12 protein-coding genes and 1 pseudogene are annotated in these 15,182 nt (G+C 39.0%); 7 read left to right on the forward strand and 6 right to left on the reverse strand.

Annotated elements, in window-relative coordinates; all coding sequences use genetic code 11:
- Positions 1-17 precede the first annotated feature (17 nt).
- The gene (gene ppsA / locus MJX77_RS12185) at positions 18-2,405 is read right to left on the reverse strand and encodes a phosphoenolpyruvate synthase (RefSeq protein ID WP_171056848.1); all 2,388 of its coding nucleotides are present in this window, start codon (positions 2,403-2,405) and stop codon (positions 18-20) included.
- Between the two features lie 147 nt (positions 2,406-2,552).
- Here ppsA and ppsR point away from each other — a divergent pair, with 147 nt between their 5' ends.
- The 5 genes from ppsR to pgaD all read left to right on the forward strand — a co-directional run bounded on the left by ppsR (position 2,553) and on the right by pgaD (position 9,741).
- Positions 2,553-3,389, forward strand: a complete 837-nt coding sequence (ppsR, locus tag MJX77_RS12190) for a posphoenolpyruvate synthetase regulatory kinase/phosphorylase PpsR (protein ID WP_004791471.1) — start codon at positions 2,553-2,555, stop codon at positions 3,387-3,389.
- Between the two features lie 385 nt (positions 3,390-3,774).
- Positions 3,775-6,213 (forward strand): poly-beta-1,6 N-acetyl-D-glucosamine export porin PgaA, encoded by a 2,439-nt coding sequence (gene pgaA, locus MJX77_RS12195; protein WP_252059195.1) that lies wholly within the window; start codon positions 3,775-3,777, stop codon positions 6,211-6,213.
- Positions 6,213-8,039 (forward strand): poly-beta-1,6-N-acetyl-D-glucosamine N-deacetylase PgaB, encoded by a 1,827-nt coding sequence (pgaB, locus tag MJX77_RS12200; RefSeq protein ID WP_252059196.1) that lies wholly within the window; start codon positions 6,213-6,215, stop codon positions 8,037-8,039. Before pgaA ends, pgaB begins: the two co-directional genes overlap by 1 nt.
- Positions 8,039-9,286 (forward strand): poly-beta-1,6-N-acetyl-D-glucosamine synthase, encoded by a 1,248-nt coding sequence (gene pgaC / locus MJX77_RS12205; protein WP_252059197.1) that lies wholly within the window; start codon positions 8,039-8,041, stop codon positions 9,284-9,286. Before pgaB ends, pgaC begins: the two co-directional genes overlap by 1 nt.
- Positions 9,283-9,741: a poly-beta-1,6-N-acetyl-D-glucosamine biosynthesis protein PgaD gene (gene pgaD / locus MJX77_RS12210; protein WP_252059198.1), complete on the forward strand. Its 459-nt coding sequence runs from the start codon at positions 9,283-9,285 to the stop codon at positions 9,739-9,741. The genes pgaC and pgaD overlap by 4 nt, the downstream gene beginning before the upstream one ends.
- A gap of 38 nt (positions 9,742-9,779) precedes the next feature.
- On the opposite strand, the gene MJX77_RS12215 is transcribed toward pgaD, so the two are convergent.
- The 5 genes and pseudogenes from MJX77_RS12215 to MJX77_RS12235 all read right to left on the reverse strand — a co-directional run.
- Positions 9,780-10,343 carry an NAD(P)/FAD-dependent oxidoreductase gene (locus MJX77_RS12215; RefSeq protein WP_252059199.1) on the reverse strand — a complete coding sequence of 188 codons (564 nt, stop codon included), beginning with the start codon at positions 10,341-10,343 and terminating at the stop codon, positions 9,780-9,782.
- Positions 10,344-10,491: 148 nt separating this feature from the next.
- On the reverse strand, positions 10,492-11,496 hold the full coding sequence (locus MJX77_RS12220) for an LLM class flavin-dependent oxidoreductase (RefSeq protein ID WP_252059200.1): 1,005 nt from the start codon (positions 11,494-11,496) through the stop codon (positions 10,492-10,494).
- 133 nt (positions 11,497-11,629) lie between these two features.
- A complete protein-coding gene (locus MJX77_RS12225) occupies positions 11,630-12,142 on the reverse strand; it encodes a glycine zipper domain-containing protein (RefSeq protein ID WP_192835486.1) in 513 nt (170 codons plus the stop codon).
- 237 nt (positions 12,143-12,379) lie between these two features.
- On the reverse strand, positions 12,380-12,799 hold the full coding sequence (locus MJX77_RS12230; protein ID WP_005306721.1) for a glycine zipper domain-containing protein: 420 nt from the start codon (positions 12,797-12,799) through the stop codon (positions 12,380-12,382).
- 192 nt (positions 12,800-12,991) lie between these two features.
- Positions 12,992-13,096, reverse strand: a pseudogene (locus MJX77_RS12235) (LysR family transcriptional regulator); the annotation flags it as partial.
- A gap of 181 nt (positions 13,097-13,277) precedes the next feature.
- On the opposite strand from MJX77_RS12235, the gene prfA reads away from it, so the two are divergent.
- Both prfA and prmC read left to right on the forward strand, forming a co-directional pair.
- On the forward strand, positions 13,278-14,366 hold the full coding sequence (gene prfA, locus MJX77_RS12240) for a peptide chain release factor 1 (protein ID WP_005306718.1): 1,089 nt from the start codon (positions 13,278-13,280) through the stop codon (positions 14,364-14,366).
- Positions 14,366-15,181 (forward strand): peptide chain release factor N(5)-glutamine methyltransferase, encoded by an 816-nt coding sequence (prmC, locus tag MJX77_RS12245; protein ID WP_252059201.1) that lies wholly within the window; start codon positions 14,366-14,368, stop codon positions 15,179-15,181. Before prfA ends, prmC begins: the two co-directional genes overlap by 1 nt.
- Position 15,182: the final 1 nt, after the last annotated feature.

A 15,182-nucleotide genomic window follows, 5' to 3' on the forward strand; every position in this document is an offset into this window, starting at 1 on the left:
CCTTTTTTTATAACATATTAGATTTGCTTGATTTTTTCTTCAGCAAGGAAGAACCATGTATCTAAAACTGAGTCTGGGTTAAGAGAGACAGACTCAATACCTTGTTCCATTAACCATTTTGCAAGATCTGGATGGTCTGAAGGACCTTGACCACAGATACCTACATATTTACCTGCTTTACGGCAGGCATGGATTGCCATTGAAAGAAGCGCTTTAACTGCTGCATCACGTTCATCAAATAGGTGTGAAACAATGCCAGAGTCACGGTCAAGACCGAGCGTTAACTGAGTTAAGTCATTCGAACCAATAGAGAAGCCGTCAAAATGCTCTAGGAACTGTTCAGCTAACAAAGCGTTAGTTGGTAATTCACACATCATGATTACTTTTAAGCCGTTCTCACCACGTCTCAAACCATTTTGTGCAAGTAACTCAATAACGCGTTTTGCTTCAGATACAGTACGTACAAAAGGAATCATGATTTGAATATTGGTTAGACCCATTTCATCACGAGCTTTTTTAAGTGCACGGCATTCTAATTCGAAACAGTCACGGAAGTTATCCGATACATAACGGCTTGCACCACGGAAACCGAGCATCGGGTTTTCTTCTTCAGGCTCGTATAACTTACCGCCAATCAAGTTTGCATATTCATTTGATTTGAAGTCAGACATACGAACGATAACTGGCTTGTCACCAAATGCAGCAGCAAGGGTCGCAATACCTTCAACCAATTTTTCAACATAGAAATCTACTGGTGAAGCATAACCCGCAGTACGAGTTAGAACCGCAGCACGAGTTTCACGCGGTAGGCTATCAATGTTGAGTAGGGCTTTAGGATGCACGCCGATCATACGGTTAATAATGAACTCAAGACGAGCAAGACCAATACCTTCATTTGGAATTTGAGCAAAGTCAAACGCGCGGTCAGGGTTACCTACATTCATCATAATTTTGAACGATAGCTTAGGCATAGATTCAATTGAGTTACGTTGAACTTCGAAATCTAAAGCACCTTCATAGATGAAACCAGTGTCACCCTCAGCACAAGAAACAGTTACTTCTTGACCATCAGTCAATACTTCTGTTGCGTTACCACAGCCGACAATAGCAGGTACACCAAGTTCACGTGCAATAATTGCTGCGTGACATGTACGACCACCGCGGTTAGTAATAATTGCCGCAGCACGTTTCATTACCGGTTCCCAATCCGGATCGGTCATATCTGATACAAGAACGTCGCCTTCTTGAACTTTGTCCATTTCTTTAATTGAGTTAATGATACGGACTTTACCAGAACCAATACGTTGACCAATTGAACGACCTTCACAAAGAACAGTACCTCTTTGTTTAAGAAGGTAGCGTTCCATTGTGCCTACATTTTGACGGCTTTTTACTGTTTCAGGGCGAGCTTGAACAATATAAATTTGACCATCATCGCCATCTTTTGCCCATTCGATATCCATTGGCGCACCGTAGTGCTGCTCAATAATAAGCGCTTGTTTAGCTAGCTCTTGTAACTCATGATCATTTAAAGCAAATTGTTGGCGCTCTTGTTTCTCAACATCAACAACAACAACTGATTTACCAGCAGAACCTTCTTCACCATAAATCATTTTCTGGTGTTTTGAACCAAGGTTACGGCGTAAAACTGAATGTCTACCAGCATTTAATAATGGTTTAGATAAGTAAAATTCGTCTGGGTTAACTGCACCCTGTACAACCATTTCACCTAAACCATAAGATGCTGTAATAAATACAACGTCGCGGAAACCAGACTCAGTATCAAGTGTAAACATTACACCCGCAGCACCAGTTTCAGAACGAACCATACGCTGAACGCCTGCAGAAAGTGCAACGACGTCATGGTCAAAACCTTGATGTACACGGTAAGAAATTGCACGGTCATTATATAAAGAAGCGAATACTTCTTTAATCGCAATAAGAACGTTATCAATACCACGAATATTCAAGAAAGTTTCTTGCTGACCTGCGAATGAAGCATCTGGTAAATCTTCAGCAGTTGCAGATGAACGAACGGCAACCGCGATTTCTGGGTTGCCGTTAGAAAGTGTTGTAAAAGCAGCGCGAATTTCTTGTTCTAGGTTTGCAGTGAGTGGAGTCTCTACAATCCATTGACGAATTTTAGCACCTGTTTCAGCAAGGGCATTTACATCATCAACATTGAGTTGAGCAAGTTCTGCTTGAATTCGAGCGTTAAGACCGCTTTGATCTAAGAACTCACGATAGGCATCAGCAGTAGTTGCAAAACCGCCAGGTACCGATACACCAGCATTTGATAAATGGCTGATCATTTCACCCAAAGATGAGTTTTTCCCACCTACGAGTTCGACATCGTGTTTCCCTAATTTTTCTAGACCGATTACGCGCGCTTCCAAAGTTTTCACTCCACTTTTGCAGTATTAATGTCTATCTTGGCATGAAATTATAAAAATAAAGTGCTTAGTTGAGAATTATACTAAGCGACAGTCATGTAAGATCAGTTTACTATAAAGATTATATAGCACTAAGACAAATGTTTAAGGAGAATTTTAATGTCAGAAAGTAAACAGTTTAGACGGAGCGTTTTTTTTATTTCTGATGGAACTGCAATTACTGCCGAGACTCTTGGACATTCGTTATTAGCACAATTTCCCAATGTTGATTTTGATATTCATATCATGCCGTATATTACAACTGAAGAGGCGGCAATGGATGTTGTAATTGAAATTAATAGATGTCAAACCAAAGATGGTTGCCTACCTTTAGTCTTTGATACTTTAGTTGACCCACACGTACGAGAAATCATTAATACTGCTAAAGCAGTTAATCTTGATGTGTTTGAAGGTTTAATCAGCAAATTGGAACAAGAGTTAGGTACGCCACCTACGACATTAGTTGGGCAGACGCATGCCGTAACCGATTCTGAATCTTATAAAGCTCGTATTGATGCTGTTCATTTTGCGCTTGATAATGATGACGGAGCGCGTACTCGTCATTATGATAAAGCGGATTTAATCTTAATTGGCGTCTCTCGTTCGGGTAAAACACCAACTTCTATTTACTTATCTCTTCAATTTGGTATCCGTGTTGCAAACTATCCTTTAACAGAAGAAGATTTGGATGATAACCGTTTGCCAGCAGTACTAAGACCGCATCGCAGTAAATTGTTTGGTTTAATGATTGATGCTGAGCGATTAGTTGCGATTCGTAGTGAACGTAAAGCGAATAGTCGTTATGCAAGTTTTAGCCAATGCCAAATGGAACTCAGAGCAATTGAAGGAATCTATATTTCAGAAGGGATTAAATATTTAAATGTGACTGAAATGTCTATTGAAGAAATTTCAACGCGCGTTTTACAAATGACAGGATTAAAACGTCGTATTGGTTAATTTAATCAAATCTTTATTTTAACCATTCAAATTTTTTATATTAATTTATAGGTAATTTGAATGGTTTTAAATATAAAACATGAGAAAAATAAAAGTTTTAAATATAAAACAAAAAGTTATTAAAACGTTTTTATTAGTTATCAGCCTGTAACGTTTTTATAATTCAATTGTGAAATAAAATAAGAATATTGAAAAGAAATGTATATATTTGAGTAAGTTTAAAAATTCTAATTATTTAATTTTGCTAAATATTTTTAAAAATCATGTAAAAATACATTAAATATTTAAAAATGATAAATAGGTCACATTATTTTTGTGTTGTGTGATTGGTTTTTTATTTTAATTATACTTTCCCACCTCGATATGGGACTATCCGATTATCAAAATGCTAAAAAAATGTGTTTTTTCATTGGTATACATCTTGCCTCTCAATTTATATGCTGCTCAAGTGGATGAATTGAGAGAGCAGGCTATTCACACCTACAAAACTGGACAAACTCACCAAGCAATATTTCAACTGGATCAATTGCTAAAAACCTATCCGCATGATCAAAAATTGCTAGCTGATTATTTAGTTGTAATGTCAAATGAAAAAAAAGATCTAGTAACTTTTTCTCAGCATTTAGCGAATATTAATTTAGTTACTTTTCCAGAATATGGACAGCTACCTTTAATACGTAATTTTCGTGATTTTAAACACTTTAAAAATGCGATTGCTTGGTCGAATAAATTTAATATTCAAAAGACGCCTGATGGACAGATTTTGCTGGCAGTTTTATATGCTGAAGCTAAAGATGTTGTAAATGGCAAAGCACAGTTAGCAAAGATTAATACTAAAAATCTGAAGACTGATCAACTTGTACAAATAGCCTATGCATATCGACTTATCAATTCGCCTGTAGATGCTTTATCTGTAATTGAACAAGCATATAAGCAGCAGCCGAAGTCTTTTGCAGTTTTACAAGAATACAGTTATGACTTAGCGGCTGTAGGGGCTTATAACAAGGCTCAGCAGTTAGTGCTTGCCAGCGATAAAAATGCACAAACTGAATCGTTACAACACTGGCTACAAGTGAGTGAGTTTTCTCAACGTGTAAATAACGCAATTACTCGTTATAAATATTTGAATCGAGAAGGCATGTCGGATAGTGAAGCTTTTGCTGAGCTTGATGCTGTGTTGAAGCAAGGCGAGCAAATGCAGCCTTTGATTCAAACGTCAGATCCTAATTATTTAAGATTCCATTATGACTACATATATGCCTTAGATTTCCGCGGGCGTAGTCGTACGGTATTAGATCAATTTACTAAATTAAATGTACCTCTAGAAAAACTACCTGCCTATATTCGTCATGCGATCGCTGATAGTTATTTGGCTGAAAGACAGCCGCAACAAGCTGAGCTTGCTTTTAAAACCTTGCTTACTGAAAAAAACTATTCAGATATGACGGTATATACTGGACTGTATTACTCATATATTGAACAAGAAAAATATAAACAAGCTGAACAACTTTTAAGTGATGTTGATCGGCTAATTCCTACGTATAAATATAGTCAAGCCAAAGGGGTAGATAAATCGAGCCACCCTGATCGCGATGATTATATTGCTTTACAAGGTATGCATTTAGCTTATGCAAATCATTTGGATCAATCAGAAAAACACTTCCAGAAACAAGTAGATCTTGCACCTGCCAACGAAGGTTTAATTAATAATTTGGCTCGTGTTGAGCGCTGGAGAGATAAACCTTTACAGTCCAAACAAACAATTGCTCGTTTAAATGGTTTAACACCAGTTGCCAAAGATACTCGAATTAACCAGATGCAAAATGCTCAGGCTTTAGGGGATATTCCTGAGTGGCGCAAAAGTACAGAAAGTCTTTTGCAATATTATCCTGAAGATAGCGGCGTAGTTAAAAGTCGAAAGGAGTTGGATGATCGTGATAGAGCAACCATCTCGCATTCAACAACTTGGGGCCAAAGTAAAGCAGAGAACAGTGATTCTGTGAGCGGGCAAAATGGTTTAAAAGACCGTGAAATGGAAACTCGTCTTAATAGCCCGTGGATTAAAGATAATTATCGTCTATTTGCTTGGCATCAAGACCGTTTTGGAGAATATCGTTTTGGTGATGTGCATGACCAACGTTATGGCGTCGGTGCTGAGTGGCAAGCGAACCGTAAGGCATTGTCGGCAATTTTGTCGCAAAGTACAGATGGTGGACAAGCAGGGGTTCGTCTTGATTGGTCGCAATGGTTAAACGATCACTGGCAATATCAATTGCAATATGACAGTCAAGCTAATATTCCATTGCAGGCAATTGACGCTGGTGAGGATGGGCAAGCTTACCGTGCCGCTTTGACATGGCAAAAAGATGAGTCACGTCAAATTGGGGCGAGTTATGGCTTAACCGATATAAGCGACGGTAATAAACAACAAGAATTTTCTACTTTTTGGCGCGAGCGATTATTTGATGCGCCTCACCATGTTACCTACGGAACCGTTCGTGGATTTTATGGCAGCAATAGCCAAGATCAGACAGCTTACTTTAGCCCAAGCAATCACTACAGTGCTGAGTTGAATTTAAGCCATGACTGGGTCACTTGGCGAGAATACGAACGCTCATTTAAACAGCATTTTGAAGCTGGTGTCGGGCTTTATATACAAGCAGATTACTCAGCTCGGCCAACATATTCTTTGCAATATCAACATCAATGGCAGCTCTCACGGACTTGGCAACTTAATTATGGAATTGGTTGGCAATACCATCCATACGATGGTCATGATGAACAACATACCTACGGTATTTTCGGATTTGAAGGGCGTTTTTAATGAATAATATGAAGTCAAAAATGTTGAGCTGTGTGCTTGCTTCAACATTATTACCCGTACAATTTTCTCATGCCCGCATTGAAACTGAACTACCAAAAAATCATACGGTTTCTTTAACTTTTCATGATGTGCGAGATGACGTCCTAAAAGAAGGCGACCGTGATGTTTATGCGATTCAAACCAATAATCTGGCGCAGTTTCTGGATTGGCTCAGTCAGTCTGATTGGAAACCAATTCGTCTGAAAGATATTGAAGAGGCTCGTAAGCAAGGTAAAGAATTACCTCATAACTCTATTCTACTGACCTTCGATGATGGTGCGTTGAGTAGTTATAGCCGAGTATTTCCTTTACTTAAGCAATATAAAATTCCAGCAGTATTTGCTCTTCCAACCAGTTGGTTAAATGGCAATACTCAGGCAGGTTATGAAGCTTATGGGCAGGGTAACTTGGTGAACTGGGCTCAAGTTCGTGAAATGCAAGCATCGGGGTTAGCCGAGTTTGCAAGCCATAGTGATGATTTACATCATGGCGTATTGGCCAATCCTCAAGGTAATGAGCAACCGGCTGCAACTTCTTATGCCTATTTAAAATCGCAATCACGTTATGAAACAGATGCAGAATATCAACAACGTATTTTGCAGGATTTGAAAAAATCCTACGCCGTTTTGAAAAAAGAAGTCGGTGTTAATCCGAAAGCAATTATTTGGCCTTATGGCGCTGTGAATGAGCAACTGGAAAAACTAGCGCAGCAAGCAGGCTTTGAGTTTTCTTTCAGTTTGGGTCGTGATGGTATGAATCGTGTGAATGATTCAACATTTAAACGAAGCTTGGTTATAGGTAACCCTACAGCTGAACAGCTCACCGAAGGTATGTTAAATATTCTGAATTTCGAAGAGTCAGATTTATTTAAGCAACCACGTCACTTTGTGAGTATGGATTTAAAGCAGTTAGCAGCTCCACAAAATGCTCAGACCGATGAAAAACTAGGGCAGTTGTTATCAAAACTATATAGCCTAAAAAACAATGCTCTAATCTTAAAGCCTTTGGAAGATAAAAACGGAGATGGGCAATACGATGTTGCTTATTTCCCTACAAATAAAATGCCAGTTCAACAAGATATTTTAAACCGTAGTTTATGGCAGGCTCAAACTCGGGCAGGTCAATCGGTAATATTAGAGTTGCCAGCTTATCCTCAAAAAGATAAGCCATTTTTAACAGTAGATTTGGCTAAAGATATCGCACGCTTTAACAGCAATTTAAGTGGTGTTCAGCTCAATGCAGGAACAGCTTTAAACTGCGCAATGCAAAAAATAACAGTGCAAGAAAACAGTTGTATTGAGCAATCAAAACAGCTCGAACAACTGAGTCAAATGACTAAAAAAGCGGTCAAACCTTATTTAAACATGAGTAATCAGGCGCAATTTAGTTTATTGCTTACACATGATTTAGATCATGTGGAAAAGCTACCTGAGCTTATCAAAACGCTTTTATTACAACATGATTTAGTCAATTTGAAGTTCGATGTGATTGGCAAGAAAAAGCAATTTAATGAGTTGTTAAAGCTTTTAAATACACTTGATGAAAATGATAAGCAAAGAATAATGTTGACTTTAGAATTACCAGAAAACTCGCAAAAAACTGCTTGGGAAGAAGTACAGCAAGGACTTTTTTCGATTCAGCGAGTAGGAATCCAGAAATTCGGTATCGATGGCTATGACTTTGAAAAATCAAAAGATGTTCATCAATATTTGTATAATCCGATGAGTCTGAATGCTAGTCCTGTGATGTATCTGCCTTTTGCTGAATTGGTAGAGGGGAAAAAGTAATGAGAGTATTACTCGATATTCTATTTGCTTTTGCCTTTTTATATCCCTTACTGATGGCTTGGACATGGATGGTAGGGGGACTTTGGTTCTTCTTTAAAAGAGAATACCGTGAACAAGCACTTCCTGAACCGACCAGCGAAGGATGCAGTATCATTATTCCGTGTTTTAACGAAGAAGCTCAAGTACGCCAAACAATTCGTTATGCACTGCAAACCAAATATCCTAATTTTGAAGTGATCGCCGTTAATGATGGAAGTAGTGACAGGACAGCTGAAATTCTAGATGAATTGTCAGCGCAAGACTCACGACTTCGGGTTGTGCGCTTAGCAGAAAATCAGGGTAAGGCCGTAGCTTTAAGATCGGGCGTATTGGTTAGTAAATACGAATATCTTGTTTGTATCGATGGTGATGCATTGTTACATCCGCATGCGGTACTTTGGTTAATGCAGCCATTTATTAACTTCCCGCGAATTGGGGCTGTAACGGGTAATCCACGAATTTTAAACCGATCTAGTATTTTAGGAAAATTACAGGTTGGTGAGTTTTCTTCGATTATTGGTTTGATCAAACGTGCGCAGCGTACATATGGCCGTATTTTTACAGTGTCGGGTGTGATTGCGGCATTCCGTAAAACAGCTCTCGTTCGAGTCGGTTTTTGGTCAGATGATAAAATTACCGAAGATATTGATATTTCATGGAAGTTACAGCTCGACCACTGGGATATTCAGTATATTCCACAAGCGCTTTGTTATATCTATATGCCTGAGACATTTAAAGGGTTATGGAAGCAACGCCTTCGTTGGGCACAAGGTGGGGTAGAGGTTCTTATAGAATATATTCCACAAATGTTCAAACTGCGTGTCCGCAGAATGTGGCCTGTTATGATCGAGGCGCTAGTTAGTATTATCTGGTCTTATGTCATGATTCTGATCTTTACGCTATTTTTTGTCGGATTGTTTATTGAGTTGCCTCTGCAATGGCAGATCAAAACGCTTATGCCACAGTGGTATGGTGTAATACTCGGCGGAACATGTTTAATCCAGTTTTTGGTGAGTTTGTGGATTGATCAACGCTATGACCGTAGCCGCTTCTTTAGAAATTATTTTTGGGTGATTTGGTACCCGTTGTTTTTCTGGTTACTGACTTTGTTTACAAGTGTCGTTGCGGTTCCAAAAACTTTATTTAACACTAAAAAACGTGCCCGCTGGGTAAGCCCAGACCGAGGCTTCCGTGGAGATAACCCATGAAACCTGAGGAAAATAAAGATATCGAAACGTTAGATATCCCTGAATATATTGACCAGCCAGAATACGTCAAAAATAAAACGGGAAACTACACATTACAAACCATTGGTTGGTTTTGTTTAATGTGGTTGTTGTTTCCATTGGTTTCACTGTTTTTATGGGTTTTTGAAGGACACTTAATTTATGATTATGTCTGGGTTGACCATATATCAGAAGTTAAGACCTTATTACATTTAGCATTACTCATTGGAATTAGCGCGCTTATTTTAATTTTATGGGCGAGTTATAACTGGATTAGGTTTAGTGGCGAGGACCGAAGAGCTAAGGCGCCTAATAGTTCTGTCGAACTGTTAGCAGCCCAATTTTCGGTTAGTTCCGAGATGTTAAGTGAATTGCAAAAGAAACAACGTGTCATTTTGCATTACGATGATCATGGCAATTTGCAAAAATATGAGTAAATAAAAAAGCATGGCTTAAAAACCATGCTTTTTTATTTTTATACGGTTGCTCTAATAATGATATCAACAGGTTGTTCTATGCCATCCATACTATGGATTGATGTAGGGTTAACTTTAACAATGGGCCAAGTTTGTAATTTACAGTTGGATTTTTGGAGTGCCGTATAATAACTATCAGATTTAAAAAATACCTTTTTAGCGGTTGCCATATTGGGTGTTAAAAGACGCTTAAGCCATGTTTCACTCACCTGAGTATCAAGAAAACGTAGGGCCAAAAGACTTTTTACTCGATTGTTAAATAATCTCCGGTTTTTAATAATGAGAGGATGGGTAATTAACTTATTTGTGCCCATTTGACTGTGGGGCAAAATAAAGTGAGGTGTGATTTGAAATACGGTCACAAATCTTGCTTGTTGACAGATTTTTTCAAGATGGGTCACGGTATCTTGATTTGTACCAATAATCGCGACAGATGAATGTGTAAAATCAAATTCTTTAATTGAGGTTGATGGAATCACTTGACCAGTAAAGTCTTCAAAATCTTGAGAGGTATTTTGAAAAATTGCTGATTTTGAAGTGTTATTTTTAATATTAATACTCATTTTTCCAAAAGTCCTTTTGGTTTTTAAATCATGATGTTTTTATCGTTTTAATATAAATAACCAAGCAGGAAGTCGGGGTAAAGTCTTTTCAGATAGATGGTCATCCCATACTCGAAATCAATTCAAGTATGGGCATGCGAAGTGGAGTTTAATGTTCTGTTTTTACATTCATTAGTTGTGTAAAGCTTTCTAAACGTTTAGCTGTATCGTATACATCGCATGTGAAAATAAATTCATCAACATCGTATGTCGCTAAAAGTTTTTGTAAACCAGAGCGAACTGTATCTACAGAACCAATTTGCGCCATTGCATAGAAGTTCTCAACAGAAAGCTGTTCTGCTGTATTCCATAATCCCTGCATTGATTCAACTGGTGGTTTAAGCTTTAAACTTTCGCCACGAATTAAACCTAATACACGTTGGTACGCACTCGTTGCTAAGAACTGAGCTTCCTCATCTGTATCTGCCACAACAACAGGCACACCCATAGAAACATAAGGTTTATCTAGGTACTCAGAAGGCTCAAAGTTCTCTCGATAGAGCTGAATCGCTTGACCTAACATACGTGGTGCGAAATGAGATGCAAATGAGTAGGGAAGTCCAAGTTTTGCTGCCAGTTGCGCACTAAAAAGACTAGACCCAAGTAACCAAACAGGAACATGGGTATTTTGTCCTGGTGTTGCAATAATCTTTTGTCCTGCCTGAGGGGCGTCAAAATATTTTAAGATTTCGACAACATCTCTTGGAAATTGATCTTCTGTTTCTTGATGACCACGACGCAAAGCTCGCATGGTAAGTTGATCTGTACCAGGAGCACGTCCTAACCCAAGTTCAATACGGTTTGGATATAACGTAGCAAGTGTTCCAAATTGTTCTGCGACAACTAAAGGAGCATGGTTAGGAAGCATAATGCCACCGGAACCTAAACGAATATGCTGTGTATGTGCTGCAATAAAACCGAGTAAGACCGCTGTAGCAGAGCTAGCAATTCCATCCATGTTGTGATGTTCTGCAAGCCAGAAACGTTCATAACCTAATTTCTCTGCATGTTGTGCTAACTCTAATGCATGACGTAACGAAAATTCGATGGTTTTATCATTACGAATGGGAGCAAGTTCCAAAATTGAAAACTTGGTATCTTGAAGTGATCGCATGCGATATTCTCGAATAGGGGTATATCGAAATACTACGATATATGAGGGGTAATGTATATCGTTTTTTTTCGATATTAACTTTTACCTCTCAATAAAAAAGCACCCGAAGGTGCTCTTTTGGTTCATATGTGAATTAGCGATTTTTATACCAACCGCGGTGTAAACCATTGTCATGACGACGATGGCCACCTTTACTATAGTAACGACGGTCACCATCGTCATATCTACGATCATCTCGATCATAACGGCTACCACGATCATAGCGATCATCGTAGTTACGATCTTCAGAAACTTTACGACCTAGCGCTGAACCACCCGCAGCACCTACCGCTGCACCGATGTAACCACCGTTGGTACCACCCATGTTTTTACCGACGGTATAACCAGCACCACCACCTAAAGCACCGCCAATGGCAGCTTCGGTACGATTGCGACGGTCACTCGCTGCGGCTGCACCACCAGCACCACCTAAAGCAGCACCAATTGTTGCGCCTGTTGTGCCACCCATGCTTTTACCAATTGCTGTACCAACAACACTACCTAACGCAGAGGTTGCAGCAACACGAGTACCATTATCTGCATGCGCAACTGTCACCATAGACGATGTTGCAATTAATGCACTAGCTAACCAAATATTCATTTTCATCTTGCAACTCCATGTCCTTTTTATTGAGAAGGACAGTATTTTTATCTTGAGATAAATGTAATAAAAAATTTCGTGATAATTATGGAGAACCCCAAAGGAGATACGTTAGTTTTGTGTCTGTTTGTATGGTTTCTATTAATTTATGGATAAATCCTGAGCAAGCGAGAGGTTATAAATATTTATTGATCTTAATAAAAAAGCACCCGAAGGTGCTTAGAGTCGTTTCATCAAATTTGATTAGTGATGACGACGGTGTTTTTTCTTCCAGTGTTTAGAAGATCGATCATAATCACGGTCTTTAGAAATTTTATTACCTAAAGCAGAACCACCCGCCGCACCTAAAGCAGCACCGATGTATCCACCGTTTGTACCACCCATGCTTTTACCAACAGTATAGCCAGCACCACCACCTAAACCACCGCCAATTGCAGATTCTGTACGGTGACGACGGTCACTTGCAACTGCTGCACCACCAGCACCACCTAAAGCAGCACCAATTGTTGCGCCAGATGTACCACCCATGCTTTTACCAATTGCAGTACCAGCAACACTACCTAAAGCAGAAGCAGCTGCTACATGTGTTGTGTTGTCAGCATGAGCTACAGTAACCATAGAAGTTGCTAAAACAGCACTACATAACCAAGCATTTAATTTCATTTTCTACTCCGTGTCCTTAGCAGCAGGACGCTATATCTTTTGTTACGGCAAATGTAACAAAACACGTTTCTCAAAATATGGAGAACCATCAATTCATTATTGTAGTTTAGTGTCTGGTTTGTATGTTTTCTATTAAAATAGAATATTTAATACCCATATAAATATGAGTCTCATTTAATTTTAATGAGTTAATTACTCGCGATCTGAACAGAGAAAATTGATCAAAACTCTTGTCGCAGGAGACTTATGTTTATGTTGTGCGTACAGTAAAGAGAAGGGACGTGAGTGGCCTGCAAATCTCATCTGAAATCATTACATTAATAAGTCGCTATTTACAGTGAAAGTTGATGAATTGGCTGATTATATATGTCATTTAAGCGGCATAATCTGTAAACTATGCGCTATTTTTACGATTTTGCTTATCTTCTATTTATATAGCATTCGATAAGCTTTTTGGACTTTTGAGATATTTCCTCTTATGAAAGCGTCACTCCGTTTACGACTTGATCAACTCTGTGATCGACATGAAGAACTTACCGCGTTGCTTGCAGATGTGGAAGTCATCTCCGATAACAAACGTTTCCGTAAATTGTCTCGCGAGCATAGTGATTTATCTGAAATTACCGAAGTTTGGGGCAAATACCGTCAAGCAGAAGAAGACATTGAAACTGCTGAAATGATGAAGTCTGATCCTGACTTTAAAGATATGGCAGAAGAAGAAATTCAAGCAAATAAAGATTTGCTTGTAGAGTTAGAAAGCCAGCTCAATATTTTGATGATTCCAAAAGATCCAAATGACTCTAATGCAGCTTATTTAGAAATTCGCGCTGGAACGGGTGGTGACGAGGCTGCAATTTTCTCTGGTGACTTATTCCGTATGTACAGTAAATATGCCGAGACACAAAATTGGCGTATTGAAGTACTTTCTGAAAATGAAGGCGAGCATGGTGGCTTTAAAGAAGTTATTTGCCGTGTAGATGGTGATGGTGTGTATGGCCGCTTGAAGTTTGAAAGTGGTGCGCATCGTGTACAACGTGTTCCAGCGACTGAATCACAAGGCCGTGTTCATACTTCTGCTTGTACAGTTGCGATCTTGCCTGAAATTGATGTTGATACCAACGTTGAAATTAATCCGGCAGATTTACGTATTGATACTTACCGTGCATCTGGTGCAGGTGGTCAGCACATTAACAAAACTGATTCGGCGGTACGTATTACCCACATTCCAACAGGTACAGTAGTTGAGTGCCAAGAAGAACGTTCACAGCATAAAAACAAAGCCAAAGCGATGGCTCTTTTGGTATCACGTTTAGAAAATGCAAAACGTGCAGCAGCTGATGCAGCAACTTCTGAAATGCGCCGTGATTTAGTTGGTTCTGGTGACCGTTCTGAGCGTATCCGTACGTATAACTATCCACAAGGTCGTATGACTGACCACCGTATTAACCTAACTTTATATAAGTTAGACGCGATTATGGAAGGTGATTTAACTGAATTGCTTGATAGTTTACATCGTGAATATCAGGCAGATCAGCTTGCGATGCTTGCACAGGAAAATGGCGGCTAATGAATATTGCTCAAGCGCTTGCAATTCGTGGTGAGCCTGACAGTTATGAACGACAAGAAAATGCTTGGTTACTTGAGCATTTTCTAAAAATCAATTCGCTTGAATTAAAGTTTAGACTTGAGCAAGAGTTAACTGCCCAACAAGAGCAAGACTATGTAGCTGGTCTTGAACGTATTCAAAAAGGTGAACCTTTAGCTTATGTAACGGGTTCACAGCCATTTTGGACGCTCGATTTAAAAGTAACATCTGATACTTTAGTGCCACGACCTGATACTGAAATTTTAGTTGAAACCGTTTTAAATCTAAATTTGCCAAATAATGCAAATATTGTGGATTTAGGAACGGGGACAGGTGCAATTGCGCTTGCGTTAGCGAGTGAACGTTCAGATTGGTTCGTAACAGCAACTGATATTTATGCACCTACTTTAGAAGTCGCAAAAGAAAATGCACTAGCTCATAATTTGCATCGTGTAAAATTCGCTTGCGGCGCTTGGTTTGAAGCACTAGAGCCACAAAAATTTGATTTAATTGTTTCTAATCCGCCGTATATCGACCCTGAAGATGAACACATGCAAGCTTTGGCAACAGAACCACGCCGTGCATTGGTTGCAGATCATCAGGGACTGGCTGATATTGAAATTATTATTGCTCAAGGGAAAAACTGGTTAAAACCACAAGGCTGGATTGCACTAGAGCATGGTTATGATCAGGGTCAAGCTGTTCGAAATATATTTGCTGAGCATGGTTTTAGTGAGATTAAAACCATTCAAGACTATGGCCAAAATGATCGAGTCACTTTGGCATGCTGGATTTAAA

Source organism: Acinetobacter sp. AHP123 (assembly GCF_023757925.1).
Lineage (GTDB): Bacteria > Pseudomonadota > Gammaproteobacteria > Pseudomonadales > Moraxellaceae > Acinetobacter > Acinetobacter oleivorans.